This window comes from Prochlorococcus sp. G4PB16, assembly GCF_059772465.1.
Genome location: NZ_CM186289.1, coordinates 1,778,233 through 1,804,825 on the forward strand (window position 1 = coordinate 1,778,233; position 26,593 = coordinate 1,804,825).

Here is a 26,593-nt window from a genome sequence, read left to right on the forward strand (position 1 = left end):
TTTAATTATATTTTATTTTTAGTTTTTCAATCTCTCTTTTTAATTCATTTTCAATTTCTTTAGGATAAATCAACCATGAAGATTGATTAGGCTCAATCAATCTTTCAACTAATGGTGAGACTTCTTCTAGAGCCTTTAGCATGTCTCCATCCCACAAGCGAAGTCCATGTTTGTATGGATGATAACTTTTAACTATTTGCTCTCTTAGTCCACATGATATATCTGGCTCTATGCTATATCCCTCTGATAATATCCTAGCTTTTGCTAGAGCTTCTAATCTTATCTCTAAAGTAAAGGACGATATATTTATTGCTTTTAATAAATTTCTATTTATAAAACGTTTACAGAGTTTAGATAAATTATTGGAACTAGATTCTTGCCATCGATAAATATGATAACCAGTTACGATATCGTCATTAGATAAAAAACTTTCTGAGCTCATTCCTTCATGATTCCATAGCCATTCATACATGTTCCTATCTGCCCATACTTTCTTGGGGCCCATTTCCCTTGCTGTTGTTATGATTTGTTCTAATAACCAATTGCAAACCTCATTTAATCGATGGTTATATACGCTTCTATACATCAGATTTCTTATTACTAAATAATGCTCAACTGCCATTAACCCTTTAGGATGTATCGCCAGATTTCCATCTGGCGCAATTGTCATTGCTGAGATTATTCGATCAATATCTAACTGACCATATCTTGCCCCTGTCGAATAACTATCTCTCATTAAGTAATCAAGTCGATCACAATCTAGCTGACTACTAATGAGCGAACTTATTAATTTATGTGAGACTTTTCTAGATTGAATTAAATCTGAAATTAATTCTGCATTTCCCTTGCCATATTTATTAAGGATCAAAGTAATTTCTTGGCTTGAATTTATTAACTTAGCTGTCCATTCCTCATGCTTAGTCTTGAATATTTCCTCACTTGTATGACTTAGTGGTCCGTGCCCTAAATCATGTAAAAGAGCCGCACCGTAGAGAATGAATTTGTGCTCTTTTAATTTAGAGTCCAACTTAGATAAATGATTTATTGCTCTTCTCGCCAGATGAAATACACCCAGAGAATGAGTGAATCTGCTTGACTCAGCACCATGAAAAGTTAAATAAGCTGGACCTAATTGTTTGATTCTTCTTAATCTTTGAAATGGGGAAGAATCTATTAACTCCATCACCATTTGTTCTTCTGGAATTGAGCTGTCTAACGTAATGGAATGATGGAGAGGGTCATAGTAAGTTCTTGTTGACATGCCTAATCAATTTCGTTGCTAATTAATTGCTTTTTTTCCTCTTTTAAATGACTTTCTTGTGATGCGTCCTCTGACAGCTCTTCTTTATCCAAAGTGGCTTGCATAATTAGCTCTGCATCTAAAAGCCATCTGTCCTCATCAGAACCTGGATTAAGTGGCTCTGGCATTTCTAAGAAGCGATCAGGATCTATTCCAAGATTTTGAATATCTCTTCCATTTGGAGTTAAGTAGCTGGCAACTGTTACTGCTAAACCACTGCCATCACTTAGATTTGTTAAAGATTGTATGAGGCCTTTCCCAAATGTTTTATTACCTATAAGCTCAGATCTTTTATTGTCTTGTAAAGCACCCGCAAGAATTTCACTAGCACTTGCTGTCCCCTCATTTACTAGCGTAACCATTGGTCCATCATAAAAAGTTTCTACTCCAGAGCTGATCGGATCATTGATTGAATCTCTTTTTTTTGTTTCAACAATAGGCAAATTGCTAAGGAAATCATCAGCAACTGCAAGTCCTGAGCTTACTAGTCCTCCAGAGTTGTTTCTTAAATCTAAAATCAGTCCTTCTATCTCTTTCCCAGAAAGTTCTTCTAAAGCTTCCTTGACTTGCTCAGGGACTCCCTCACTAAATTGTGTAATTCTTAAGTAGCCAAGCGTATGAGATTCATTCCTTATCCGCTTTGTCCTGACTGGTCTTAAATCAACACTTCTTCTCTCTAAAGTAACTACCTCTTTTTCGTTACCAGGTTGCTGTAATTCAACAATTACTTGTGTCCCAGTTTGCCCTCTTAATTTTGCTGCTGTTGCTTCAAGTCCTAATTGTTTTGGAGATTGACCATTGACTTTTTGTAAAATTGTTCCACTTTTGATACCTGCATCTGAGGCAGGAGAGCCTTCCAGAGGAGATATCACAACAATTTCTCCATCGTCTTTTCTTGCTCCCAACTGAAGTCCAACTCCATTTATTTCGCTCCCTATGTTGCTTTTTTTCATCGCTTCATAATCATCTGGTCTCAACAATCTCGTATAAGGATCGCCAAGAGGGCTAAGCATTGCTTCTATGGCTGAATAAGCTTGTTGAGAATTGTTTATTGGCTTTTCAAGGGCTTTCTGACGAAGTTTTTTCCATTGAATATCATCAAATTTCTCAGGAGCTAGATAACCCTCGTTAACTAGATTCCATGCCTCAATAACTAGCAATTGCCCATCGTTTAGGGCAATTGCTGGCTTAGTCAAGATTTGAAAAAAAATACCAAAACTAATTAAAACTGCAAAAAATCTTTGCAGTAGCTTAGTTAAAGATTTAACAGATAGAAGCATTGGATTGATCTTTTGCAGCGACCAAGGGGCACATCTAGTAAGATATTTGAAAGTACAGTGCATAAGTGGATGGCGAACTCATCACCGGTTTATGACTGGTTCCAGGAACGTCTTGAGATACAGGACATAGCTGATGATGTCACTTCAAAATACGTTCCTCCACATGTCAACATTTTTTATTGTCTTGGTGGGATAACACTTGTTTGTTTTTTGATTCAGTTCGCGACTGGATTCGCGATGACCTTTTATTACAAACCTACAGTAACTGAAGCTTATAGCTCTGTTAGTTATCTTATGACAGACGTGAGCTTTGGTTGGTTGATCAGATCAGTGCATAGATGGAGTGCCTCAATGATGGTACTCATGCTTATTTTGCATGTTTTTCGTGTTTATTTAACCGGAGGATTCAAAAGGCCAAGAGAATTGACATGGATAACTGGTGTTGTTATGGCAGTTATAACAGTTGCTTTTGGGGTTACGGGATATTCTTTACCCTGGGATCAAGTAGGGTATTGGGCAGTTAAAATTGTTTCGGGAGTTCCTGCCGCCATACCTGTTATTGGTGACTTTATGGTCGAACTTCTTAGAGGTGGTGAGAGTGTTGGTCAGTCAACCTTGACTAGGTTTTATAGCCTCCACACTTTTGTAATGCCTTGGCTACTTGCTGTATTTATGTTGATGCATTTTCTAATGATTAGAAAACAGGGAATCTCCGGTCCTCTATAGGCTATATATAGATAAGTTATTTTTTTCCCAAGCAATCCTTAAATCTTCTCATAAATTTTTAATCCATGTCTACTCTTAAAAAACCAGATTTATCTGATACAAAACTAAGAGCAAAACTTGCTAAAGGAATGGGGCATAATTATTACGGAGAACCAGCTTGGCCAAATGACTTACTATACATATTCCCTGTAGTAATTCTTGGGACAATAGCTTGTGTTGTAGGTTTAGCAGTTTTAGATCCTGCATTTCTGGGAGATAAAGCAAATCCCTTTGCAACTCCCCTAGAGATTCTTCCTGAATGGTATCTATATCCCGTTTTTCAAATTTTACGCGTCGTACCTAATAAGTTACTTGGTATCGCTTTACAGACATTAATTCCTCTGGGCTTAATGATTCTTCCTTTTATCGAAAATATCAATAAATTTGCTAATCCTTTCAGAAGACCAGTTGCAATGTCATTATTTTTATTTGGAACAGTTTTGACAATTTATTTAGGTATAGGAGCATGCTTGCCTATTGATAAATCTCTCACCTTAGGTTTGTTCTAGAAATTTTCCTCTAAATCAAGCATCAATACATCATTAGGTGAAGCTCTTAGTAAATGATGTAATAATAAGAACCCAACAATTGTCCAAGTTTGATAAGTTCTTGATTGTTGACCTACCCATGTTCCTGTCGGTCCATCAAAATATTCAGCCCATTTTTGTCTTGGAAGTTGATTCAACTGACTCCAATAACATTCTTCTATAAGGGCTCTCATTTGTCCCATAAGCAAAACATCGGCTTTTGGGTAACGTTTTTCATGAAGCAATATAGAGGCACCAAAAAACCATAAAAGACTAGGCCAATGCCCACCATTGTGATAACTCCATGGCCAGTTTTTGGGATCTGAGCCTGTTTTGTTTTGCCATTCTTCTACATCCATTGGTGGATGGCATATCCTCATTGGCATTTGTGCCATAAGGTGTTCACGGTTATGTAAAACCAGCCGAAATAAGGCTCTTTGTTGAGGTGCTGTCAATACTCCGAACATGCATGCTAAGGAATTCCCCAAGCTATAAAAACGAAAATCTGGTCTACCAGTTCTTATGTTCCCAATTAGATATCCACCTCTATTTTCAAGCCAATCTTGAAGCCATGAAGGGACTACTTGGGGCTGAACATTGAATTCATTTTGATGTTGATCTTCACCATATTGCTCAGTAGGCCTTCTTCTCAGAACTTGCATTGTTTTGCTTGTGACCCAGTAGTGCTTCAAAAGAAATTGTCGAAGGTCATGAACCCACTGACGAGTTAAAACAAGTCTTTGATCAAGTAATCGACTTTTTTGATGTTTTCTGCTTAATTCCATTAGTTGAATACAACTTTTTAGACATGCATGCAATAAAACTTCTACCTCAAGGGGCGCCCCCCAAACATCCATAGGTCGATCGATCATGAACGAACAATCTGGCACAAATAAAACTGGATTCCCCTCAAAAGTTGGATGCAGCACTAAATCAAGAAGAAGTTGCACCCCTCTTTGAACCTGTTGGCTTGTTCCAAAACTTTGATCGCCACTTTTTTTTACATATAGCCAACAAAGTACTGGCCACCATAGGCTTGCATCGGCAGAGGTGATTCGTCCAATAGATCTCTGACCATAATCTGCTATTAATTTCCCTTTTTCCTCGACAAAGCTTGTTGGGAAAACTCCTCTAGTTTGGTAGGTGGTACTTTGCAAATCAAGACTTACTGTCAAGAATTTTTTGACTATGTCAAATCTTTTTTGAGTTATTAGGTAAATCATTACTGGGACGTTGTCCCTCAAAAAGATCTCTCCGTAATTGAGAGCATCATTTTTTGTCGGATGCTCTAAGGCAGCGACACTACCTGCAATATCTCCAGAAATTTCAATGAGAGTTTTTTCAAAATGCTCTTTAGCTCTTGCAACAACTTTGTCTTCATTAGAGTTGGGGCGTACTCTTTGGTGCTGTTGGCTAAAACGTGCGGGCATTAAAATAATCTGACGCCATCGCTAAAAGCTAGTTATGGCTTACTCCTTTGATATTGATAGTAAGAGGTAAAACATTTCATTTGCAACTTTGTTGCATCTAAGTACGTTGAGGGTCTACAATATTTTTCTGCGCGAAAGTTGATCTGGAGCGTACCCACTAAGCGGAAATTACTTCACAAGTTTTTTTGTTAAGTGGGAGTTTTACAACATTTGAGGACTAAACCCTTCTGTGTTGTAAGCTGAAAAACGGTCGCAAGATCGAAAAATGTTTTTGGCTTTTTAAGCCCAAAACATTGCACCTAGACAACTTAAAAGTTTAGGAACTGACGCTTTTATCGCGTCCGGCTTCTTTATAGAAACGGATGTATTTGCGATAAAGGTGTGAGGTCCCGTCAAAAGAAATTAGTTGCCTAATTTTGTCGCAATTTTGAATTTGAGTTTCACGGCTCTAATTCGATATTCGGTGTTACAGATTTAGAGCAACGACGGATCTGAGATCCGGGAAAGTCACGAAGATAAATCTAAGTGCACTCTTTAGAACCCTTACAAAGATAAGGTGGCAACAATCACAATATAAGTACGCCAGTGCTTAAATTAGTGGGAGAAGCAAATCAGACTGAGTAGAATTATTTTTACAATAGGGCCTGACTACAACGGAGAGTTTGATCCTGGCTCAGGATGAACGCTGGCGGCGTGCTTAACACATGCAAGTCGAACGAACCTTCGGGTTAGTGGCGGACGGGTGAGTAACGCGTGGGAATCTGCCCTCAGGAGGGGGATAACGGTTGGAAACGACCGCTAATACCCCATATGCCGAGAGGTGAAATGAATTTCGCCTGAGGATGAGCCCGCGTCTGATTAGCTTGTTGGTGAGGTAATGGCTCACCAAGGCTTCGATCAGTAGCTGGTCTGAGAGGATGATCAGCCACACTGGGACTGAGACACGGCCCAGACTCCTACGGGAGGCAGCAGTGGGGAATTTTCCGCAATGGGCGAAAGCCTGACGGAGCAACGCCGCGTGAGGGACGAAGGCCTCTGGGCTGTAAACCTCTTTTCTCAAGGAAGAAGATATGACGGTACTTGAGGAATAAGCCACGGCTAATTCCGTGCCAGCAGCCGCGGTAATACGGGAGTGGCAAGCGTTATCCGGAATTATTGGGCGTAAAGCGTCCGCAGGCGGCCTTTCAAGTCTGCTGTTAAAACGTGGAGCTTAACTCCATCATGGCAGTGGAAACTGATTGGCTTGAGTATGGTAGGGGCAGAGGGAATTCCCGGTGTAGCGGTGAAATGCGTAGATATCGGGAAGAACACCAGTGGCGAAGGCGCTCTGCTGGGCCATTACTGACGCTCATGGACGAAAGCCAGGGGAGCGAAAGGGATTAGATACCCCTGTAGTCCTGGCCGTAAACGATGAACACTAGGTGTCGGGGGAATCGACCCCTTCGGTGTCGTAGCTAACGCGTTAAGTGTTCCGCCTGGGGAGTACGCACGCAAGTGTGAAACTCAAAGGAATTGACGGGGGCCCGCACAAGCGGTGGAGTATGTGGTTTAATTCGATGCAACGCGAAGAACCTTACCAGGGCTTGACATCCTGCGAACCTCTAAGAAATTAGAGGGTGCCTTCGGGAATGCAGTGACAGGTGGTGCATGGCTGTCGTCAGCTCGTGTCGTGAGATGTTGGGTTAAGTCCCGCAACGAGCGCAACCCACGTTTTTAGTTGCCAGCATTTAGTTGGGCACTCTAGAAAGACCGCCGGTGATAAACCGGAGGAAGGTGTGGATGACGTCAAGTCATCATGCCCCTTACGTCCTGGGCTACACACGTACTACAATGCTACGGACAAAGGGCAGCAAACTCGCGAGAGCTAGCAAATCCCATAAACCGTGGCTCAGTTCAGATCGTAGGCTGCAACTCGCCTACGTGAAGTAGGAATCGCTAGTAATCGCAGGTCAGCATACTGCGGTGAATACGTTCCCGGGCCTTGTACACACCGCCCGTCACACCATGGAAGTTGGCCACGCCCGAAGTCGTTACTTTAACCCTTGTGGAGAAGGACGCCGAAGGTGGGGCTGATGACTGGGGTGAAGTCGTAACAAGGTAGCCGTACCGGAAGGTGCGGCTGGATCACCTCCTAACAGGGAGACAATAAATTGATTGTGATGTCTAAGTAAATTATCTTAGGCCGCAATCCTGTCACCTTAAGGTCGATCGGTACCTCAGGTTTGAGAATTTTTTTATAATTAATTCTTTTATTTCAGTTCCTAAACTTGTCTAGGTCACACCCAACAAAGGTTTCTCCTGGGCCATTAGCTCAGGTGGTTAGAGCGCACCCCTGATAAGGGTGAGGTCCCTGGTTCAAGTCCAGGATGGCCCATTCGTTGTTGGGGGTATAGCTCAGTTGGTAGAGCGCCTGCTTTGCAAGCAGGATGTCAGCGGTTCGAGTCCGCTTACCTCCACTGAAAACTATCCTGCAACTAAATTTCTGGAGAAAATTTGTAGAACTTGACTTAGAATTGTCTATTTGAAAGAACCTAGCTTCTTATCATCTCAATAGTTGATAATATGCTGGGCTCCCATGGATTTATTCCATGTGAATTCAGTAGAACCTTGAAAACTGCATAGATTAGAAAGAATAAAGCATCTCATGGATGCATAGTTCTGTTTTGATTTTTTAGCTAAAAAACTAACTGATCAAATTTCAGAATTCATGTTTAATTCTTGAGTAATAGCCGAGCACAATTGATTTTGTGTTTGTATTTAAGGTCAAGCTACAAAGGGCTCATGGCGGATACCTTGGCACACAGAGGCGATGAAGGACGTGGTTACCTGCGATATGTCTCGGGGAGCTGGATACACGCTTTGATCCGGGAATTTCCGAATGGGGCAACCCTTAGAACGGCCAGCTGAATATATAGGCTGGCACGAGCCAACCCAGCGAACTGAAACATCTTAGTAGCTGGAGGAAAGGAAAGTAAATAACGACTCCCTAAGTAGCGGCGAGCGAACGGGGAATAGCCCAAACCGATAGTTTCGACTATCGGGGTTGTGGGACAGCAATATGGACTAACAAACCTAGAAGAAGCGTTTGAATGGCGCGCCATAGAGGGTGAAAGCCCCGTAATCGAAAGGAGAGTTAGCCTAGCTGTATCCCGAGTAGCACGGAGCACGTGGAATTCCGTGTGAATCTACGAGGACCACCTCGTAAGGCTAAGTACTCCTGTGTGACCGATAGTGCAACAGTACCGTGAGGGAAAGGTGAAAAGAACCCCGGGAGGGGAGTGAAATAGAACATGAAACCATGAGCCTACAAGCAATGGGAGCCCGACTTATCGGGTGACCGTGTGCCTGTTGAAGAATGAGCCGGCGACTTATAGGCACTGGCGGGTTAAACCGGGAATGGTGGAGCCATAGCGAAAGCGAGTCTGAATAGGGCGTTTTGTCAGTGTTTATAGACCCGAACCCTGGTGATCTAACCATGGCCAGGATGAAGCTTGGGTGATACCAAGTGGAGGTCCCAACCGACTGACGTTGAAAAGTCACCGGATGAGCTGTGGTTAGGGGTGAAATGCCAATCGAACCAGGAGCTAGCTGGTTCTCCCCGAAATACGTTGAGGCGTAGCGTCTAGTGCTCCAGCAGGGGGGTAAAGCGACCATTTCGGTGCGGGCTGCGAGAGCGGTACCAAATCGTGATGAACTCTGAATACCCTGTGTGTAACTAGGCAGTCAGACTGTGGGGGATAAGCTCCATAGTCGAAAGGGAAACAGCCCAGACCGCCAGCTAAGGTCCCAAAATCAACACTAAGTGATAAAGGAGGTGGGATTGCCCAGACAACCAGGAGGTTTGCTTAGAAGCAGCCATCCTCAAAGGAGTGCGTAATAGCCCACTGGTCGAGCGATCCTGCGCCGAAAATGAACGGGGCTAAGTGTTGTACCGAAGCTGCGGATTTAATTTTTTAAGTGGTAGGGGAGCGTTCTATGTAGGGTGAAGCGTTAGCGTAAGCGGGCGTGGACAGCATAGAAGTGAGAATGTCGGCTTGAGTAGCGAAAACATGGGTGAGAATCCCATGCCCCGAAACCCTAAGGGTTCCTCCGGCAGGCTCGTCCGCGGAGGGTTAGTCTGGTCCTAAGGTCAGGCCGAAAGGCGTAGTCGATGGATAACAGGTCAACATTCCTGTACCAGTTATGTTTTGGGAAGGGGGACGGAGAAGGCTAGCCAATCCAGATGTTGGTTACTGGTTCAAGCGTTCAAGGCTTTGAGGAACGGAGAAAACGTTCTGAGCTGAGGCGTGAGTACGAGCTGCTACGGCAGCGAAGTTGGTGATGTCATGCTTCCAAGAAAATCCCTATACCCGTTAAGGCATAACTGCCAGTACCCGAAACCGACACAGGTGGGGTGGTAGAGAATACCGAGGGGCGCGAGATAACTCTCTCTAAGGAACTCGGCAAAATGGTCCCGTAACTTCGGGAGAAGGGATGCCAGCGCGAGCTGGTCGCAGTGAAGAGGCCCAGGCGACTGTTTACCAAAAACACAGGTCTCCGCTAAGTCGCAAGACGATGTATGGGGGCTGACACCTGCCCAGTGCCGGAAGGTTAAGGAAGCTGGTTAGCGTAAGCGAAGCTGGCGACTGAAGCCCCGGTGAACGGCGGCCGTAACTATAACGGTCCTAAGGTAGCGAAATTCCTTGTCGGGTAAGTTCCGACCCGCACGAAAGGTGTAACGATCTGGGCGCTGTCTCGGAGAGAGGCTCGGCGAAATAGAATTGTCTGTGAAGATGCGGACTACATACACCCGGACAGAAAGACCCTATGAAGCTTTACTGCAGGTTGGTATTGTTCTCGGGCTCTGAATGCGCAGGATAGGTGGGAGACATTGATGTAGTGCTTTTGGGTGCTACTGAGTCAACGGTGAGATACCACTCTTTCAGAGCTAGAGATCTAACGTTTACCCGTTATCCGGGAAACGGACAGTATCTGCTGGGCAGTTTGACTGGGGCGGTCGCCTCCTAAAAGGTAACGGAGGCGCACAAAGGTTTCCTCAGGCTGGTTGGAAATCAGTCGTCGAGTGCAAAAGCAGAAGGAAGCTTGACTGTGAGACCTACAAGTCGAACAGGGACGAAAGTCGGTTTTAGTGATCCGACGGTTCTGAGTGGAAGGGCCGTCGCTCAACGGATAAAAGTTACTCTAGGGATAACAGGCTGATCTCCCCCAAGAGTTCACATCGACGGGGAGGTTTGGCACCTCGATGTCGGCTCATCGCAACCTGGGGCTGAAGTCGGTCCCAAGGGTTGGGCTGTTCGCCCATTAAAGCGGTACGCGAGCTGGGTTCAGAACGTCGTGAGACAGTTCGGTCCATATCCGGTGTATGCGTAGGAATATTGAGAGGATTTCTCCCTAGTACGAGAGGACCGGGAGGAACGCACCTCTGGTGTACCAGTTATCGTGCCAACGGTAAACGCTGGGTAGCCATGTGCGGAGTGGATAACCGCTGAAAGCATCTAAGTGGGAAGCCCACCTCAAGATGAGTATTCCCATGGTTTAAACCAGTAAGATCACGGGAAGAACACCCGTTGATAGGCTCTACGTGGAAGTCTGGTAACAGATGCAGCGGAGGAGTACTAATAGATCGAGGGCTTGACCTTCTTTTGCTTTTACTAAAAATTATTGCTTTATTTTTTCTGATTATTTTTAATAATTTCTATGCAGTTTTCAGGGTTCATAATTAACACTATCCTGGTGTTCATGGCGATGTGGAACCACTCCGATCCATCTCGAACTCGGTTGTGAAACGCATAAGCGGCGAAGATATTTGGGGGGTAGCCCCCTGAGAAAATAGCTCAATGCCAGGTAAAACATTAAAAAAGGGTCCTTTTGGACTCTTTTTTAATGTTCAATTATTTTTGGCAATTAGGACACCAGTGAGTGCTTCTTCCACAGATCTTTTCTCGCAAAATCTTCTCTCCACATTTTCTGCAATTTTTACCATTCCTTCTATAAACCCACGCTTGTCCACCATAATTTCCATTCATTCCCTCTAAATTTCTAAAGTCACTAAAAGTAGTCCCTCCTTCTCCAATACTTATATTTAAAATTTTTACCAGACTATTGCATAGTCTTTTTATTTCGTAGCTTTTTAAATTGCTACTTTTAGTTTTTGGATTAATACCTGCATCAAATAATGATTCATCTGCATATATATTTCCAACACCAGCAACAGTTTCTTGATCTAATAAAGAAGATTTAATTGAGCGAGTTTTTTTTTTCAAGTTTTCTTTTAAATAATGACTATTAAAATCAGAACTAAATGGCTCTGGCCCTAATCTTTTAATTCCAGATACTATTTCTGATATTGATTTCGATGATGGTACGAACCACATTTGTCCAAAATTTCTAATATCTATAAAACGAAGTTCTTTACCTCTCTTTTCAATAAACCTAACCCTAGTATGTTTGCATGGGACTATTTGTTCTTCAAGTAATTTAAATTGGCCTGTCATTCTAAGATGAACAACTAAAAAACCTTTACTATTTTTTTTCTTCGTTAGGAGCGATCCTATTAAATATTTACCTCTTCTTTGCCAATTACCTAAATAACTATTAGTAATATTATTAATGAAACTTTTTGATCCACCAATACTGGCAATTGATCGTTCTTTTAATACTTCTATTCTTTCAATATAAAAATTATTTAGGCCCTTCTCTAGTCCCTTTCTAACTGTTTCAACCTCAGGTAATTCAGGCAAAAGTAATAATCTGCTAACTTGCTGCAGCTTCTAATTCTTTTGTTGAAAATTGACTGGTATTGGCTCCACCATCAACACCACTAAAAGCTTTAAAATCACATTTTTCAAATTTGACAGTTACTGGATACCTCATTGATGGCGATTTATCGATAGAGACTATTTCTCCAATTTGATTGAACCAGTATGATTCTTGACGCAAAATGCGAACCTTATCTTTTCTAGCAAAGCTCATCTGACTTCTCTAAATGATTTTTATACATATATTATCTATCAGAAAAGGAAATATTTGTATTTGTGTCACAGACTGTCGCTGGTATTTTGAAATAGTAGGGCGCCTACAAAAGATTTGTTACGTTCAGAAGCAAACAAGTCATATTGATTTTCGGGCAAATTTTCAATTAGCTTTGAGTTGTTAAACTTAAAAGTTTTTTTGTGATATCACAGCCATCTCTAGACCCCTCATCTCTTAGCTTTGATTTACCTGATCCTGAAAAAGACGAGTTAAGTAATAATGATTTCATCGAGAGATTAGAGGATGCATGGACAATTTGCGAGCAGTTTGATTTGCAAACCGAAATTTGGCGTGGAAGAATTTTACGAGTTGTAAGAGATAAAGAAAAGAGAGGTGGTGATGGAAGAGGTACAGGCTTTTTGCAATGGTTAAGAGAGATGGAAATAAGTAAAAGCAAAGCATATTCTCTGATTCAATTAGCTGATTCGTCGGACAATCTTGTAGTTGATGGAATACTTAAAGAATCAAGTGTAAATAATTTTTCCAAAAGAGCTTTTATCGAAACGGCTCATGCTGAACCTGAGATTCAGCATATGATTTCGGAGGCTGCTAATGAAGGGAAGGACATAACAAGAAAACAAGTAAAGAGCTTAACTGATCAATTTATGGCTGCCACCAGCTCTCTTTTGCCTGATGAAATTAGAGAAAAAACGCAATCGAATTTATTGCCAGCCAAGTTTGTTGCACCATTAGTAAGAGAATTATCTAAGTTGACGCCTATTCAGCAAGATGAAATCTGCGAATCCTTAAGAGAAAATCCTGAAATTGATTCAGTGAAAGATTTGACGAATACTGCTAAATGGATGGGTAAGTCTTTAGATGCTTCTCTAGCATTAAGAGCTTTTCAAGATAAAAATTTAAATTTAGATAAAGCTACTCAAGAAGCTCTCAGGCTGGATTCTTTAGGATTGCTATCTGATGCTTTTGGACAAGCAAAAACTATAGAGAGTTCTATCTTAAAGTTTCATTCTGCATGGAAAAGATTAGAAGGCTTGCAAGAGAGACTTTGGCTCGAGTCTGGCAGTAGCACGCCTTATTTAAGAGAACTTTTAGATACGCTTCAGACACTCACCGGTTCAACAATAAGAGTTTCTCTTGGAGAGCTTTCAGGAGGGAAAAGGTTGAGATTGCAACTTGTTGAGGAAGACTCTGAAAGATTGGAACCCCCATCTATTGAAATGAATAAATAAGTTAAAAAATTAAATTCTGATCACAAAAATCATTAATTAATTTAAATTCAAAATCAGTCTTAGGGAAATACCAACTTGTCCAGTAAGAATTATTTAACGTATTATTTAATGTTCTATTTTTGCAGTTAAGAGCTATATAGAAAGATGTATTTTTCTTTGTTTTTGCTTGAGCAATATAATTGCCATCAAAATATGTCCAGTCTGACCAGTTGACTATTATTGATCCATATTTCTGCCATTTTGAAGATTTTTTTTCTCTCAATTGCAACTTAATATTGGGATTGATTTTTATAGGGTAATTTAATTTATTCAAATTATTAATTTCTTCTATTGACATTTTATGAATCTTTGCAATGTTTGAAAGATACTCTGCTTGAGAAGTTTGATGATAGAAAACTTTTTTACTTGCTAATTTAATATGTTTTTTACTAGTTAATTTCTTATATTTAGATCCATGCGGTAATAAAATAATTTGATCAAGCTTAAGATAAGAGTTATCTCTAAATCTATTTATGGAAATAATATCTTTTATATTTACGCCGTAATCTCTTGAAATCTTGTAAAGAGTATCTCCTTCGATAACTATATGTTTAAGATATTCATTTTTTTATCTTTATTATTACTTTCAGTCGGAATTACTATGACTTCTCCTTCTATTATTTTAGCCGCATCATTGAAATTATTTTTATACATTAGTTCTTTTAAAGTAACTCCATATTGCTTTGATATTTTTAAAAGGGTATCGCCACTTCTTGCGATAATCTTAGTTTCTGCATTAACTTCTGTAGTAAGTATTGATAAGACAAATATAATGCTATTTATATAAAATAAACCATGATTTATCTTTATCTTTTTTATCATATTTAGTCTGAGTTAATAAGCTATCTTAAAGTAATTAAATTTATTTTAACCGATTAATTTATTAAGTAAAGATAAATCTAACTTATACGGAGGATATCTGAAATTTAGATCTAGCCAAAAAGGTCTTTTTAGAACTGATTTGTAATGAGTAAAATTGTCAAACCCGGATTTACCATGGTATTTCCCCATGCCACTTGTTCCGACTCCTCCAAATGGAAGTTCTGGTATACCTGCCTGTAAAACAACATCATTAATACAAACACCGCCGGAAGTTGTCATTGAAAGGATTTTTCTCTGTTCTTTATCATCCCCTCCAAAAAGATATAGAGCGAGGGGTTTAGGCAATAACTTGAAGTCTGAAATAGCCTGGTCGAGATTTTTAATACACAAAATAGGTAGCAATGGGCCAAAAAGTTCCTCCTTCATTAGTGGATCATTTCTGCTCTCGATTTTGATCAGAGTAGGGCTAATTCTTTTTTCTTTTTCATTGCTTTCTCCTCCATGGATTATCTGGTTATTCTTTTTAGCTTCCTTTAGTAGATTGTTAAGTCTATTAAATTGGTTTTGATTGATAATGCTCCCAAGATGTTTTGAGTTTATAGGCATGTTTCCGTAAAAATCATTAATCGAATTTTTTAAATTAGAAATTAAGCTATTAAAAAGTTTATGCTCAACAAGTAAATGATCCGGAGCAATACATGTTTGACCAGCGTTTAGACTCTTTCCCCATATAATTCTCTTTGCAGTTACTTCTAGGTTCGCTCCATTTATAACAACAGCTGGGCTTTTGCCCCCAAGCTCTAGAGTTACTGGCGTTAAGTTTTTTGAGGCAGCTTCCATCACTTTTTTCCCTATAGATTCTCCACCTGTAAAAAAGATGTGATCAAATTTTTGAGTTATTAAATCAGCAGCTATATTTCCATCTCCCTCAACAACTTGTACAATCTCTTGTGGAAAATATTTTGCTACGAGTCTCTTTATTAGAGCTGAAACATTAGGTGCATGCTCTGATGGCTTTAAAACAGCAGTGTTCCCAGCGGCTAAAGCTCCAACCAATGGTTGAATAGTAAGGGAAAAAGGATAATTCCATGGACCAATTATCAAAATGCAGCCCAATGGATCTGGCTGGACCAAAGCTTGAGCAGGTTGAAGAGAAACAGGAACATTTATTTTTTTAGCTTTCATCCAATTGGATAAATTTTTCTGCGCCAATTTTATTTCTTGTTTGACAGCAACAATTTCAAAGAACGCTTCTGTAGAGGGCTTTCCTAAATCCTGATGTAAAGCATTTAAAATTTCTTGCTGATGATTTTCCAATAAATTTGATAAAGCGTGAAGCTGCTCCCTTCTCCATTTCTCATGTCTTGTTTTGCCAGATAAAACTAGATCTTGTAGTTGATTAAGAACGGAATTTTCTAATGACATTGCTTTTTACAATTACTATTTCTTCTAACAAATTAAATCATTAATTGAGTTTAAGGTTTAAGAAGATAACCTCATAAGCATTTTAACCCAGTTTTTTACTTCTACTATCAACTATGGGATTTCTCTTACTCTGGCGATTTATAAGACTAGTAATCAGAACTATGAAAGATAGTGATCACTATTTTTAGTAAATAATAACGAAAGTATTTTGAGTATTCTTTACGAGTTACTTTTTTTGTGTATTGAGCCTAAAATATTAATTCCCAGAAGTGAAAGATTGATTAATCATTTGTTTGTTGTTTTTGCATTTACATTGGCTTTTATAGGGGTTGCCGAAGTGATGTACTGGTTGTATAAAAAAGAATACCTTAGGGCGAAAGCTAAATATCTAAGAGAATTAATAGATCAAAAGAATGATTTAAGTAGTTTGAATGAACCTTTTTATACATGTGTATACGAGAAATGGAACTCTGGAGAAATGCCTTTAACAGAGGCTAATACAATGTGCAGCTTAAAGTTTGAAAAGAATTAGTGCTTTTCACAGCATTATAGAAAAATTTGATTACTATGATTTTGAGATAGAATTAGATTTAACTTAAAAATATTTATGACTAATAAGTTAATCAGTAATAAAAAATTTAGGAACGTAAAATTATTTTTGATTGTTTTTTTTTAAGTATTACTATTATTCTTTTTGATGTTAATTTAATCATTGATTTCTTTTATGATATTGTCAGTGGCTTAAAATCGAATAATTTTTTTAGCCTAATATTAGTATTCTTATTATTTATCTTAAGATCCATTAGTATAATAATACCAGTTTTACCTGGAACAATATTTTCTGTCGCTGCTGGCTTTCAGTTCGGCTTTATACAGGGCTTATTTATTATATTTTTTGCAGATTTTATATCTTGTTCAATATCATTTTTATTGGCCAGGAAATTAGGAAGAAATCACATTGGCAGATTACTTGGTTCTAGGCAAATGAGGAGGGTTGAAAGTATTAGTCAAGATTACCTGGAAAGGAATTATTTCCTTATGACAGCTCTATTAATGTCTGGCTTCTTTGATTTCGTTTGCTATGCAATAGGACTAACAAAAATAACATGGAAAAGGTTTATGCCTGCTTTGATTTTTAGTATAATAATCTCAGATGCACCTTTTGTAGCTAGTGGCTTTGCAGCAAGAAAAATTAAGGATATAGGATTAACAAATTTCTTGCAAAAAATTTTAAATGGCGAATTAGATATAATTTCTGGAAATTATCTTGTTCTTTTCATAGTATCTTTTTTGATAATTTTTTCTTTAGCAATGATAAATTTATATTTAACTAGAAGATCTAATATTATCAAGTAATTTTTTATTTTATAAAAAAAAGCCCTTAAAAATAAGGGCTATAGATACAGCAATTATTTCTAGCTTTGGTAAGACTTACCTCTATAAGTAAGTTGAACATGCTGCTTTTCTATAACTGCTTTTTGCTGGCTGTACTTAAGACCTCTATAGGTTAAAGACATTTTTTTTCTCCGAAATATGCTCAAGTCCCCGTTCCTTGGCTTGAGTCAAACTGCGGCTCACCATTTGATGAGTTGAACGTTTTTTGTAGTATTTGCCACAAACTCAACATAAACATAATATTCTCTTCCTGGTGTTCAGCTTGTTACATAAAGCCTACTGTCTTTATTAAGGTGCGACTTTTTGAATTCTTTTGATCTGTGACAGTTGAAAAACTTTACTGCTTGTTAATGAAGTATGTACAGATTTGTTTATGTTTATATTGTGAGGAGTTGAGATCCTCTGCAGTGGAAACAAGGACACACTTGCGTCTGATCTCGTGAAAAAACCGCCTTTTCAGAACTGGCGGTTTTTTTGTGCCTATCAAGTCTTGAGCTGGAACTTAATATCATTTTTGTATTAATAATATTTGTCATCAATAATTCAACTACTTAATTTTAAGTTAGATTCATCATCTTCAACTTCGAGCTTAAATTAAAAGCCATAAAGACAGAGTTGATAATTGTCGCGGAAGAATATTTTTGTTACATTTGGCTACCTTATCTAGGGAAATTCTCAAAATTTTTCTATTCCAATTTCATATAAAGCGTTTGAAGTTATCAATTCTGACTCCCTGTTAGATTGATGAAGAAATTGAAGTAGTAGTTTTAAACAAAATTATAATTGATAAAAAAAAAGTTCTTAACCAGACCGCTAAGAACTTTTGTTAGATCTTTTCAAAAGGTTTTGAAAAAATTGTTGATATGGTTTAAATGGATTGAGTTCCACTTAGAAAATTCCAGGAATGATTTGACCTGTCGTGGCATATGCACCAAAGGCTGCAACGAAACCAAGCATTGCTGCCCAACCGTTGAACTTTTCTGCTTCAGGAGTCATGATAGAAATGAAATATAAAACAAATATAAAGAAAAACAGATAATACTGTGAGTAAAAACTCACAGTATTATGATTATGAGAATTGATGCTTCTTATAAGTAAAGGTTATTTAATCGTCGAGATGATTTGCGCTGAATGCAATCTTCTCTCTTGCTCTTTTTTTCTGGCTAAGTGGCTATTCAAGCTGGAGGAGTTGGAACTGCACTTGGAAGCAAGATTCAATTCTGACTGATGTATTGCTTTTCTTTTTGCCTTTTGCTTGAGCAGCCGAATGTTTAATTCGGTTGAACTTGAATGACTTGGCCTGGAAGAAAGAAATATCTCAGCGTTGTGGAGTGAGTTTTTCCTGCAAAGGCTTTTTCTGATTAAAGGAAGGTGATTCATCACGTTTCTCGGTAGAGGTAACCCCGTTCCCTGTTACCTGAACATGCATTTCCCTGGGGAAAACGAACGTTCTAAAATTGTAGCGGTTGATACCGTTTTATGCGATCAAGTGAAATACTCAATTTCCAGTTCTATGTAATGTAGATCCAATGCTCGCTGGAGTATGTGCAAGCACAATCTGATTTCAGCAACTATCTCAGGCATTAAGTCTAAGCTTTATTTTGATATTGATTACGTAAATGAAGAGATCACATATGGAGATAAGAGATAGTGATTCGGCAGAAGAATACATTGAAGAACTTGGTTCTAAGGAACCAATGATGGTGTGATCAGTCATGAATATGGTCTATGTAAATCCTTGGGATTTAAATGGATAGAAGGATCTTCTTGGTTCACTTATGAGGAGATCGCAGATTATTGGGGACTGAGATACGAAGACTCCTGCAAAGAATCATCCACTTGGAGGGATGATTGATATGACTAACTATTGTTATGCTTACTAAGGTGTCTTCAAAATTATCTTCAAAGATGAGGATGGTGATGAAGTAACTTTTGATGAGAAAGCAATCCAGCCTTTAGGTTTCAAAAAAAAATAGATTAAAGAACTGGCGTGCAATGGTTGAACGATGATTGATCTAAAAAGAAACAAAAAAGGATTTGTGAAAGCAACTGGATGCAGAGTGAAATCATCATCGATCTATTCACCTCATCAACAAGAAGACTTCAAAATAAGTAGAGGTAAATTCTCTGATTTTCTTTCCTGCCCTAGATGCTTTTATCTCAATCGTGTCAAAGGTTTAGACCCACCCGGAACACCCGGTTGGACTCTCAATGAAACCACTGACCGTTTACTCAAAAAAGAGTTTGATGAGTGCAGACATCGGCAGATTCCACACAGACTTTTTGCTCCTAATGGTTTAGGTCATGTCGTTCCTTTTGATCATCCTCAGATGGATAAGTGGAGGGACTCACTTCACCATGGATTGATGCTTCGGCACAAGGACACAAACATTATTTTGACGGGAGGAGTAGACGATATTTGGCAAGACACTCGAACCAATCAATTGATAGTTGTTGACTACAAATCTCAAGCAAAGAGTGGACTGGTTGATAAAAGAGAGTATCTAGATGACCCATACCATCAGGGATACAAAACCCAAATGGATTTCTATTCCTATCTGCTTTTAGGAATGGGTTTTGAAGTTCATCCGACTGCTTACTTCTTGGTCTGCAATGCCAAAAGAGATGAAGACGGATTCCACAAAACAATGAACTTTGATGAGTATCTAATTCCTTACAACTGGGATATGAGTTGGATAGAAGAAGAGATTGATGCAATGGTTGCCCTCATGAATCAGCACCAAATCCCACAACCTCATGCGAGTTGCAAGAACTGTGCTTACTCAGATCAATATGCAAGAGCAGTTCATCCTGATGGAATTGATCGTGGTGATGATTCTCAAGGCAGTTTGTTTTAACAAGAACGAAAACAGGTGTTTTGTCTCATGTTCCAATAATTAGGTTTGATTAGAATTGGATTGCATTTTTAGCACTTGTCTTCCCGTAGGTCAGGGAAGTGGTTAGGAAAGAGAATGGATTGTTCACACGGATAAACAAGTGCTGAACTTAAAGGGGGCAGCCAAAATCTTGCCCCCTTCTTTAATGGAAAAAATTACATTTTGACCATCTAGGCAACTTCAGCGCATGAATCAATATCTATAACTCTCTTTCTTGGCCAGTTTCTACATCTCTTGGTTAGATGCTCACTTTGAGGAATTAGTTTTTGGTGAATGGAACAAGTCAAAAGAGTCGTGCATTATTTGTCACGGGTGTAAGTGAATTGCTCACGCGTAATACAAATAGAATCTTCTCCGGACTTCATTAGTTCTAGATCCGTGAAATATTCCCACTCCTATGGATTTTTTAATGCTTCTACGGGAGAAATTACTCTTACCCTCTTCGACTATGTCATAGTTCCCCTTGATGAAAAATGCAAAAGAAGAGCCCTGCTCACTTGGATCTTCTTTCACTTGGCTTAGCAACGGGGATCACGCTAGAACAAATGCACTATATTTGATAAGTAGGCCAAGTGGGTTATTTCTCGTAGGGAGCTTTTGGATTTTTGTAGGGAACTTTTATGGAACTTTGATTTTTGATTTGGGGGGGTATGTTGATATTTCCTAATGGTCTTCGTTCAGAATTTCCCTCTGATCGCAACGACTTGGTATTAAAAAAGAGACCCCGTGAGGTCTCTTGATCTCTACTTAGGTGCTTTCGGTAGAGGGTCTTGAGTGCCCTCGTCGGGACTTGAACCCGAGACCTCTCCCTTACCAAGGGAGTGCTCTACCGCTGAGCTACAAGGGCTTGTGGAAAGATGGGCCGGGTTGGATTTGAACCAACGTAGGCGTAGCCAGCGGATTTACAGTCCGCCCCCATTAACCACTCGGGCACCGACCCGATCCACTTGATGAGATTAACAGTAAATGGTGCCACTTTTCTCGAATTTGTTGGTCCTTTGAGGTTGTAATAGATACGATCATGAAAGATGTTTGATTTATAAGGAATATGGATCTTTTGCTAATTAATGGTCCGAATTTGAATCTTGTTGGGAAAAGAGAACCTTCTATATATGGCTCACAAACTTTGGAAGACATTCAAAAAGAGTTGTTTATTTTAGCTAGTGAACTTCATGCAAATCTCAAATTCTTTCAGAGTAATTCAGAAGGCGAAATGATTAATTGCATTCAAAACAGTGTTGGTTCTATTGACGGAATATTAATTAATGCAGGCGCTTATACACATACTTCTATTGCTCTTAGAGATGCTTTATTAGGAGTCGCTATCCCTTACGTGGAGATACATCTAAGTAATATCTATTCTAGGGAAGAATTTCGCCATAAATCATTCCTTTCAGATAAAGCCTTAGGTTTGGTTTGTGGTTTTGGAGCAAATAGTTATCAACTTGCTTTGCAAGGGATAGTTACTTATTTAAAAAGAGTCTGAGGAGAATATGGATTATTCAGAATCTCATGTTGTTGGGTCATCAAAGATTCGCTGGCTAATAGATAAAACTTCTGACGACTGGATAAATCTTGCTATTTCTAATCCAATGGAAATACTTTTGGATCATGCACATTGTGAAAGGAAGGCTGCCGGAGTAGCACTGCAACTTATGTTTCGTTATGTAAGTGAGCCTGGGCTTTCAGAAATCCTAAGCCCATTAGCGAGAGAGGAGCTTGAACATTTTGAGAGAGTTTTGTCTATTTTGAATGCACGTGGGAAAAAACTTCAAAAATTAGCCTCACCTCCATATGGAGCAATTCTGGCAAAAAATATTTGTAAAGATGAACCATTACGAATGTTGGATAGCTTTCTAGTTGCCGGACTTATTGAGGCGAGGAGTCATGAAAGAATGAAATTATTGTCTATACATTCTCCTGACATTGAACTTCGTAATTTATATAACGACTTACTAAAAAGCGAAGCCAGGCATTTTGGAATTTATTGGAAGTTGGCAAATGAACGTTTTGATAGAAATATTCTTACATCCAGGTTAGAAGAATTAGCTAAGGTTGAATCTGATGCTTTATTGGAAATGCATCCTCAGCCAAGAATGCATAGTTAATTATCTCTTTTAAGTAGACAGAACCAACCCAATTGATGAAAATTTTGACTATTACTGGCTTAGGACCAGGTGATCCTTCTTTAGTAACTTTGGCCGCAGTTGATGCCATTCAAAAATCAACAGTTGTTTCTTATCCTGTCTCTACAAGGGGAGGAGAAAGTCTTGCTGAAAAAATTGCTTCAAAATGGATAACCAAAGATAAAAAAAAATTACCTTTACATTTTCCCATGGTTGAGGATAATAATATTTTAAAAAGTGCATGGCAAGTGGCGGGAAATGAATTAATGAAGATGGTTGAGAAAGGTGAAAGAGTCGTTTTCCTTGCTCAAGGCGACATTTCTCTTTTCTCGACAGGTTCATATCTTTCAAAGGAGTTCGAAAAACATCATCCAGAGTGTCTTGTCAAATTAATCCCAGGTGTGACGTCTTTTGCGGCTGCTGCCGCAAAAAGTAAATTACCACTTGCTTTTCAGGAGGAACAATTACTTGTATTACCCGTTCCAGATTCATATGAGGAGCTAAAGGTTATGTTGTCTGATGCAGCCTCAAAGAAGAGGATAGTTGTTTTGCTCAAACTTGGAAAAAAATGGGAATGGGTCAAACCCTTGCTTGAAGAACTTGATCTTATAAAAAAGGCCATATTTGCAGAGAGAGTAGGATTTTCAGATCAACAAATTCGTAGGGCATCTGATCTACCATCAGGAACTAGGCCATATTTTTCTTTACTGTTGATCCGGCAAAGTTGGCCTTTGACAATGCCTTAAGAATTTTTAGTTGAATTTAATAAGTTCGTCTTCAAGTAGCTTTATTGCATCTTTTGGTGTGTTTGCTCTAACTAATTTATGGCGAAGAGCAGAGGCGCCTTGAAATCCTCTGCAAGTCCAGTTCATGTGTTTTCTAGCAATTAAAAGTCCATGATTACCTTTTTTTGCAACGAGTAATTTGAGGTGCTCTAAAGATAAATTGATTTTCATTTTTGCATCAGGTGTTCTAAAAGCCTTTTGATGTTTAAGCTCTTCATCAATTTGTCCAACCAGCCATGGGGCACCCATACTCGCCCTCCCTATCATCAAGCCATCTGCATTGGTTATTTCAAGACATTTAATAGCATCCTGAGAGCTTTTTATATCACCATTTGCGATGACAGGTATATCTAATGACTTTTTGATTTTTGAAATAGATTCCCAGTTTGCACTCCCAGAAAAACCTTGCCTTCTCGTCCGCCCATGAACAGTTATTAGTTGCGCCCCAGCGTCCTGTAGTCCTAGTGCAAAAGATATTGGATCACTGGTAGTTTCACACCATCCCAATCTTATTTTTACTGTTAAAGGGATTGATATGGCTTGAGAAACTTTTTTGACGATTTCTTGAGCAAGTTCTGGTTCTTTCAATAGAGCACTTCCGCCTCCCTTTCGGGCAATTTTTTTTACTGGGCAACCCATGTTGATGTCTATGAGGAATGCACCGGATAATTCTGCTTTTATTGCAGCATCTATCATTGAATTTGGCCGATGGTCAAAAAGTTGAACACCAATTGGTCCACTTTCTTTTGAAAGCTCAATTACTTTCTCTTCTCCATGACCTAATTCAAGACTTTTAGCATTCACCATCTCTGTAAAAAGCAAAGCTTTTGGAGACCATCTGCGAACAAATTTTCTGAATATTTGATCGCTTACGCCAGCGAGTGGGGACTGAATAATTGGGCATTCTAAAGATCTGGAAGTCCCATTCCCTGATAAAAAAATCGGAGGTAACACTTTCATCTGCAAAGTAGATTTAGATGTGTTTCAGTTATTGCAAACAAATAAAGTTTTAGTTGTATTGCTAGTTTCTGAAAATAAGCAAAAAATACTTAATGATGCTTTTAAGGAAATTGGGATTTGCAGAAAAGCTATCAAAGCCAGAAGGATTGCTGTTAAAGGTTTTGTATTTGACGAATCCTTTTTTTTTGAGGTCAGTCTTTTCAGGGAAGATTGATTGCTAAATCTCATTTTGAAATCGAACTCATTGCTTATACTTGTAGTATGAAGAATTAATCTTAATTTTGACCTATAAAGGTTAAATAATCTTATGAAAGGTAGAGGAATTTGGCGCTACCTATAGTCGCAATAATTGGACGCCCAAATGTTGGTAAATCTACATTGGTAAATCGCTTATGTCAGAGTAGACAAGCCATTGTTCATGATGAACCAGGGGTAACTAGAGATAGAACTTATCAAGATGGATTTTGGAGAGATAGAGATTTTAAAGTTGTAGATACCGGTGGATTGGTTTTCGATGACGATAGTGAGTTCCTTCCTGAAATAAGAGAGCAAGCTAATCTTGCACTTGAAGAAGCTGTAGTTGCATTAGTAATTGTTGATGGCCAGGACGGAGTTACTACAGCGGATGAATCTATTGCTGAATTTTTGAGGTCTCATTCTTGCAAAACACTAGTGGTAGTAAACAAATGTGAATCTCCTGAACAAGGTTTAGCAATGGCAGCTGAATTCTGGAAACTTGGCCTTGGCGAGCCATATCCTGTTTCAGCTATACATGGAGTGGGTACAGGCGATCTGCTTGACCATGTGGTCAATTTGTTTCCCCCTAAAGACTTAGATGAAGTTATCGAAGCCCCTGTTCAATTGGCCATTATTGGGAGACCAAATGTAGGAAAGTCCAGTCTTCTTAATTCTATTTGTGGAGAGACAAGAGCAATTGTTAGTTCAATCAGGGGTACGACTCGAGATACGATTGACACTAGAATTACTCATCAGGGTAAGCAATGGAAATTAGTTGATACGGCGGGGATACGTAGACGTAGAAGTGTTGATTATGGTCCTGAATTTTTTGGCATTAATCGTAGCTTTAAGGCTATAGAAAGAAGTGATGTTTGTGTATTGGTTATAGATGCTTTAGATGGCGTCACAGAACAAGATCAAAGACTTGCAGGTAGAATTGAACAGGAAGGAAGAGCCTGTTTGATTGTTGTGAATAAATGGGATGCCGTAGAAAAAGATAGTCATACCATGTCTGCAATGGAAAAAAACATTCGTTCAAAGCTATATTTTCTTGATTGGGCTGAAATGATTTTCACTTCAGCGATTACGGGACAAAGAGTAGAAGGTATTTTTTCATTGGCTACTTTGGCAGTTGATCAGAACAGAAGAAGGGTAAGTACATCGGTTGTTAACGAAGTACTCAATGATGCATTGAAATGGAGAAGTCCTCCTACTACGAGAGGTGGGAGGCAGGGGCGTCTTTATTACGGTACTCAAGTAGCTATGAATCCACCAAGCTTTACTCTTTTTGTAAATGAACCTAAATTGTTTGGGGAAACTTATCGAAGATATATTGAGAGACAAATTAGAGAGGGACTTGGCTTTGAAGGGACTCCTATAAAATTGTTTTGGAGAGGAAAGCAGCAACGTGATGTTGAAAAAGATTTGGCACGCCAACAGAAAGGGACCTGAAATTAGTAATTATCTATGGACTGGCTAAAAAAGATTCCGATAGGTCAATATGTCTCTGGGAAATCAAGTTGGCTTCGTTGTATTGATCCTCGAATCAAGCTCTCATGGATCCTTTTGTTTTTGTTAACCCCAGTTCTGGCAAACTCCATATGGAGACTCTCTACAGCTTGTGTTCTTTTATTAATTACATTTCTAAGTTTCTTGCCTCCACGTGTTTGGTGGAGATCTTTAGTGGTTTTATTAGTATTTTCCTTGATTATTGGATGCTTATCGATTGTTTTACCTACGAGTGATGCATCAAGTGAATTGCCTATAAGATCACCGGATGAAATACCAGGAGCAATTATAATAACTCAATCATGGGAGATTTTCAGGTTGGGGCCATTTGACATCGGAGGTGTTTCATTAGGACCCTTAATCGTTGATCGACGCTCCGCAGAATTAGGTGTTAAAACTTCGACACTTATTTTTACTGTTATTCATAGTGTGAATTTGATGTTAATTACAACCCCTCCAGAAGATCTTGTTTGGGCAATAAGGTGGTTTTTTGCCCCTCTAAATGTATTGGGATTCCCTTTGGAAAAATTGTCATTTCAACTGCTTTTGGCTTTACGGTTTTTACCTTTAGTTCAAGAAGAACTTCAAAACCTCTTTCGTTCAGTTGGTGTTAGGGCAATTGATTTTAGAAAATTAGGACTTAAAAGTACATTAGGTTTGTTTATCTCTTTAGGGGAAAGACTGTTGTCAAATATCTTGCTTAGGGCAGAACAGGGGGCTGATTCTTTAATGTCACGAGAGGGGCTTTGGCTATCATCTCAACAATTACGACCTTGCATTGTTATTAATTCTAGATATTTGTGGATTAATTTCGCTTCAATTATTTTGTTTATGATAGCTATTATCTTACGTTTTCAGTATGGTACGTCTTAAT

The 26,593-nt window shown here is 39.0% G+C and carries 24 protein-coding genes, 4 tRNA genes and 3 rRNA genes; 18 read left to right on the forward strand and 13 right to left on the reverse strand.

Annotated features, from left to right (window positions below; all coding sequences use genetic code 11):
* Nucleotide 1: 1 nt before the first annotated feature.
* Both AC6EIZ_RS10035 and ctpZ read right to left on the reverse strand, forming a co-directional pair.
* Complete coding sequence (locus AC6EIZ_RS10035; protein WP_498510932.1) at nt 2–1,261, reverse strand: HD domain-containing protein; 1,260 nt, start codon at nt 1,259–1,261, stop codon at nt 2–4.
* Between the two features lie 2 nt (nt 1,262–1,263).
* Complete coding sequence (gene ctpZ, locus AC6EIZ_RS10040) at nt 1,264–2,580, reverse strand: carboxyl-terminal processing protease CtpZ (protein ID WP_498510934.1); 1,317 nt, start codon at nt 2,578–2,580, stop codon at nt 1,264–1,266.
* 69 nt (nt 2,581–2,649) lie between these two features.
* On the opposite strand from ctpZ, the gene petB reads away from it, so the two are divergent.
* Entirely contained in the window at nt 2,650–3,306 is a 657-nt protein-coding gene (gene petB, locus AC6EIZ_RS10045; RefSeq protein WP_011294336.1) for a cytochrome b6, read from the forward strand.
* Nucleotides 3,307–3,371: 65 nt separating this feature from the next.
* A complete protein-coding gene (gene petD, locus AC6EIZ_RS10050; protein ID WP_498510936.1) occupies nt 3,372–3,854 on the forward strand; it encodes a cytochrome b6-f complex subunit IV in 483 nt (160 codons plus the stop codon).
* On the opposite strand, the gene AC6EIZ_RS10055 is transcribed toward petD, so the two are convergent.
* A complete protein-coding gene (locus AC6EIZ_RS10055; protein WP_498510938.1) occupies nt 3,851–5,302 on the reverse strand; it encodes a glycoside hydrolase 100 family protein in 1,452 nt (483 codons plus the stop codon). The genes petD and AC6EIZ_RS10055 overlap by 4 nt on opposite strands.
* A gap of 650 nt (nt 5,303–5,952) precedes the next feature.
* Here AC6EIZ_RS10055 and AC6EIZ_RS10060 point away from each other — a divergent pair.
* The 5 genes from AC6EIZ_RS10060 (at nt 5,953) to rrf (ending at nt 11,148) form a co-directional block, all read left to right on the forward strand.
* Nucleotides 5,953–7,437: ribosomal RNA gene (locus AC6EIZ_RS10060) — 16S ribosomal RNA — on the forward strand.
* Between the two features lie 165 nt (nt 7,438–7,602).
* Nucleotides 7,603–7,676: transfer RNA gene (locus tag AC6EIZ_RS10065), tRNA-Ile, on the forward strand.
* Between the two features lie 9 nt (nt 7,677–7,685).
* Nucleotides 7,686–7,758, forward strand: a tRNA-Ala gene (locus AC6EIZ_RS10070).
* A 305-nt stretch (nt 7,759–8,063) separates the two neighbouring features.
* A 23S ribosomal RNA gene (locus tag AC6EIZ_RS10075) occupies nt 8,064–10,941 on the forward strand.
* A gap of 90 nt (nt 10,942–11,031) precedes the next feature.
* Nucleotides 11,032–11,148, forward strand: a 5S ribosomal RNA gene (rrf, locus tag AC6EIZ_RS10080).
* Together the 16S, 23S and 5S rRNA genes with 2 tRNA genes alongside form the textbook arrangement of a ribosomal RNA operon.
* A gap of 45 nt (nt 11,149–11,193) precedes the next feature.
* Here the strand turns inward: rrf and AC6EIZ_RS10085 are convergent.
* Nucleotides 11,194–12,042, reverse strand: a complete 849-nt coding sequence (locus AC6EIZ_RS10085) for a DNA-formamidopyrimidine glycosylase (protein WP_498510940.1) — start codon at nt 12,040–12,042, stop codon at nt 11,194–11,196.
* A gap of 13 nt (nt 12,043–12,055) precedes the next feature.
* Entirely contained in the window at nt 12,056–12,274 is a 219-nt protein-coding gene (locus AC6EIZ_RS10090; protein WP_498510942.1) for a photosystem I reaction center subunit IV, read from the reverse strand.
* A gap of 200 nt (nt 12,275–12,474) precedes the next feature.
* Between AC6EIZ_RS10090 and AC6EIZ_RS10095 the strand changes: the two genes are divergently transcribed.
* A complete protein-coding gene (locus AC6EIZ_RS10095; RefSeq protein ID WP_498510944.1) occupies nt 12,475–13,524 on the forward strand; it encodes a hypothetical protein in 1,050 nt (349 codons plus the stop codon).
* Between the two features lies 1 nt (nt 13,525).
* Here AC6EIZ_RS10095 and AC6EIZ_RS10100 read toward each other — a convergent pair whose 3' ends face one another.
* The 3 genes from AC6EIZ_RS10100 to AC6EIZ_RS10110 all read right to left on the reverse strand — a co-directional run bounded on the left by AC6EIZ_RS10100 (nt 13,526) and on the right by AC6EIZ_RS10110 (nt 15,810).
* On the reverse strand, nt 13,526–13,861 hold the full coding sequence (locus AC6EIZ_RS10100) for a DUF8654 domain-containing protein (RefSeq protein ID WP_498510946.1): 336 nt from the start codon (nt 13,859–13,861) through the stop codon (nt 13,526–13,528).
* A gap of 245 nt (nt 13,862–14,106) precedes the next feature.
* Nucleotides 14,107–14,385: a LysM peptidoglycan-binding domain-containing protein gene (locus AC6EIZ_RS10105; RefSeq protein WP_498510948.1), complete on the reverse strand. Its 279-nt coding sequence runs from the start codon at nt 14,383–14,385 to the stop codon at nt 14,107–14,109.
* Between the two features lie 45 nt (nt 14,386–14,430).
* Nucleotides 14,431–15,810: an aldehyde dehydrogenase family protein gene (locus AC6EIZ_RS10110; protein ID WP_498510950.1), complete on the reverse strand. Its 1,380-nt coding sequence runs from the start codon at nt 15,808–15,810 to the stop codon at nt 14,431–14,433.
* Nucleotides 15,811–16,018: 208 nt separating this feature from the next.
* Between AC6EIZ_RS10110 and AC6EIZ_RS10115 the strand changes: the two genes are divergently transcribed.
* Complete coding sequence (locus AC6EIZ_RS10115) at nt 16,019–16,342, forward strand: hypothetical protein (RefSeq protein ID WP_498510952.1); 324 nt, start codon at nt 16,019–16,021, stop codon at nt 16,340–16,342.
* 338 nt (nt 16,343–16,680) lie between these two features.
* Nucleotides 16,681–17,166, forward strand: coding sequence for a VTT domain-containing protein (locus AC6EIZ_RS10120; RefSeq protein ID WP_498513268.1), 486 nt, complete (start codon nt 16,681–16,683; stop codon nt 17,164–17,166).
* A gap of 59 nt (nt 17,167–17,225) precedes the next feature.
* Here the strand turns inward: AC6EIZ_RS10120 and AC6EIZ_RS10125 are convergent, their stop codons facing one another.
* On the reverse strand, nt 17,226–17,327 hold the full coding sequence (locus tag AC6EIZ_RS10125) for a DUF4278 domain-containing protein (RefSeq protein WP_498510954.1): 102 nt from the start codon (nt 17,325–17,327) through the stop codon (nt 17,226–17,228).
* A 766-nt stretch (nt 17,328–18,093) separates the two neighbouring features.
* Complete coding sequence (locus AC6EIZ_RS10130; protein ID WP_011125327.1) at nt 18,094–18,201, reverse strand: high light inducible protein; 108 nt, start codon at nt 18,199–18,201, stop codon at nt 18,094–18,096.
* A 1,010-nt stretch (nt 18,202–19,211) separates the two neighbouring features.
* Between AC6EIZ_RS10130 and AC6EIZ_RS10135 the strand changes: the two genes are divergently transcribed.
* Both AC6EIZ_RS10135 and AC6EIZ_RS10140 read left to right on the forward strand, forming a co-directional pair.
* Nucleotides 19,212–20,063, forward strand: coding sequence for a PD-(D/E)XK nuclease family protein (locus tag AC6EIZ_RS10135; protein WP_498510956.1), 852 nt, complete (start codon nt 19,212–19,214; stop codon nt 20,061–20,063).
* Nucleotides 20,064–20,568: 505 nt separating this feature from the next.
* A complete protein-coding gene (locus tag AC6EIZ_RS10140; RefSeq protein WP_498510958.1) occupies nt 20,569–20,769 on the forward strand; it encodes a hypothetical protein in 201 nt (66 codons plus the stop codon).
* Between the two features lie 108 nt (nt 20,770–20,877).
* On the opposite strand, the gene AC6EIZ_RS10145 is transcribed toward AC6EIZ_RS10140, so the two are convergent.
* Nucleotides 20,878–20,949: transfer RNA gene (locus AC6EIZ_RS10145), tRNA-Thr, on the reverse strand.
* A gap of 11 nt (nt 20,950–20,960) precedes the next feature.
* Nucleotides 20,961–21,042 (reverse strand) — tRNA-Tyr (locus tag AC6EIZ_RS10150).
* Between the two features lie 108 nt (nt 21,043–21,150).
* Here AC6EIZ_RS10150 and aroQ point away from each other — a divergent pair.
* From aroQ to cobI, 3 genes are read left to right on the forward strand one after another with little or no spacing between them, the layout of a single operon-like run.
* Nucleotides 21,151–21,588, forward strand: a complete 438-nt coding sequence (aroQ, locus tag AC6EIZ_RS10155) for a type II 3-dehydroquinate dehydratase (RefSeq protein ID WP_498510959.1) — start codon at nt 21,151–21,153, stop codon at nt 21,586–21,588.
* A 7-nt stretch (nt 21,589–21,595) separates the two neighbouring features.
* Nucleotides 21,596–22,210, forward strand: a complete 615-nt coding sequence (locus AC6EIZ_RS10160; protein ID WP_498510961.1) for a MiaE family protein — start codon at nt 21,596–21,598, stop codon at nt 22,208–22,210.
* Nucleotides 22,211–22,245: 35 nt separating this feature from the next.
* Nucleotides 22,246–22,974, forward strand: coding sequence for a precorrin-2 C(20)-methyltransferase (cobI, locus tag AC6EIZ_RS10165; RefSeq protein WP_498510963.1), 729 nt, complete (start codon nt 22,246–22,248; stop codon nt 22,972–22,974).
* Between the two features lie 6 nt (nt 22,975–22,980).
* Here the strand turns inward: cobI and dusB are convergent, their stop codons facing one another.
* On the reverse strand, nt 22,981–23,973 hold the full coding sequence (dusB, locus tag AC6EIZ_RS10170) for a tRNA dihydrouridine synthase DusB (RefSeq protein WP_498510965.1): 993 nt from the start codon (nt 23,971–23,973) through the stop codon (nt 22,981–22,983).
* 19 nt (nt 23,974–23,992) lie between these two features.
* On the opposite strand from dusB, the gene AC6EIZ_RS10175 reads away from it, so the two are divergent.
* The 3 genes from AC6EIZ_RS10175 (at nt 23,993) to AC6EIZ_RS10185 (ending at nt 26,592) form a co-directional block, all read left to right on the forward strand.
* Complete coding sequence (locus AC6EIZ_RS10175; RefSeq protein ID WP_498510967.1) at nt 23,993–24,187, forward strand: hypothetical protein; 195 nt, start codon at nt 23,993–23,995, stop codon at nt 24,185–24,187.
* Nucleotides 24,188–24,297: 110 nt separating this feature from the next.
* Entirely contained in the window at nt 24,298–25,662 is a 1,365-nt protein-coding gene (der, locus tag AC6EIZ_RS10180) for a ribosome biogenesis GTPase Der (protein WP_498510969.1), read from the forward strand.
* A gap of 15 nt (nt 25,663–25,677) precedes the next feature.
* On the forward strand, nt 25,678–26,592 hold the full coding sequence (locus AC6EIZ_RS10185) for an energy-coupling factor transporter transmembrane component T family protein (RefSeq protein ID WP_498510971.1): 915 nt from the start codon (nt 25,678–25,680) through the stop codon (nt 26,590–26,592).
* The last annotated feature ends 1 nt before the right edge of the window (nt 26,593 follow it).

What these genes read in the sequence shown, in the direction of transcription:
- AC6EIZ_RS10110 (WP_498510950.1), bottom strand. Translation starts at nt 15,810, where the DNA reads ATGTCATTAGAAAATTCCGTTCTTAATCAACTACAAGATCTAGTTTTA.
- dusB (WP_498510965.1), bottom strand. Translation starts at nt 23,973, where the DNA reads ATGAAAGTGTTACCTCCGATTTTTTTATCAGGGAATGGGACTTCCAGA.
- petD (WP_498510936.1), top strand. Translation starts at nt 3,372, where the DNA reads ATGTCTACTCTTAAAAAACCAGATTTATCTGATACAAAACTAAGAGCA.
- AC6EIZ_RS10105 (WP_498510948.1), bottom strand. Translation starts at nt 14,385, where the DNA reads ATGATAAAAAAGATAAAGATAAATCATGGTTTATTTTATATAAATAGC.
- AC6EIZ_RS10100 (WP_498510946.1), bottom strand. Translation starts at nt 13,861, where the DNA reads ATGTCAATAGAAGAAATTAATAATTTGAATAAATTAAATTACCCTATA.
- AC6EIZ_RS10130 (WP_011125327.1), bottom strand. Translation starts at nt 18,201, where the DNA reads ATGACTCCTGAAGCAGAAAAGTTCAACGGTTGGGCAGCAATGCTTGGT.
- petB (WP_011294336.1), top strand. Translation starts at nt 2,650, where the DNA reads ATGGCGAACTCATCACCGGTTTATGACTGGTTCCAGGAACGTCTTGAG.
- AC6EIZ_RS10090 (WP_498510942.1), bottom strand. Translation starts at nt 12,274, where the DNA reads ATGAGCTTTGCTAGAAAAGATAAGGTTCGCATTTTGCGTCAAGAATCA.
- AC6EIZ_RS10135 (WP_498510956.1), top strand. Translation starts at nt 19,212, where the DNA reads ATGATTGATCTAAAAAGAAACAAAAAAGGATTTGTGAAAGCAACTGGA.
- cobI (WP_498510963.1), top strand. Translation starts at nt 22,246, where the DNA reads ATGAAAATTTTGACTATTACTGGCTTAGGACCAGGTGATCCTTCTTTA.
- AC6EIZ_RS10125 (WP_498510954.1), bottom strand. Translation starts at nt 17,327, where the DNA reads ATGTCTTTAACCTATAGAGGTCTTAAGTACAGCCAGCAAAAAGCAGTT.
- AC6EIZ_RS10035 (WP_498510932.1), bottom strand. Translation starts at nt 1,261, where the DNA reads ATGTCAACAAGAACTTACTATGACCCTCTCCATCATTCCATTACGTTA.
- AC6EIZ_RS10160 (WP_498510961.1), top strand. Translation starts at nt 21,596, where the DNA reads ATGGATTATTCAGAATCTCATGTTGTTGGGTCATCAAAGATTCGCTGG.
- AC6EIZ_RS10185 (WP_498510971.1), top strand. Translation starts at nt 25,678, where the DNA reads ATGGACTGGCTAAAAAAGATTCCGATAGGTCAATATGTCTCTGGGAAA.
- AC6EIZ_RS10055 (WP_498510938.1), bottom strand. Translation starts at nt 5,302, where the DNA reads ATGCCCGCACGTTTTAGCCAACAGCACCAAAGAGTACGCCCCAACTCT.
- AC6EIZ_RS10140 (WP_498510958.1), top strand. Translation starts at nt 20,569, where the DNA reads ATGAAAAATGCAAAAGAAGAGCCCTGCTCACTTGGATCTTCTTTCACT.
- aroQ (WP_498510959.1), top strand. Translation starts at nt 21,151, where the DNA reads ATGGATCTTTTGCTAATTAATGGTCCGAATTTGAATCTTGTTGGGAAA.
- ctpZ (WP_498510934.1), bottom strand. Translation starts at nt 2,580, where the DNA reads ATGCTTCTATCTGTTAAATCTTTAACTAAGCTACTGCAAAGATTTTTT.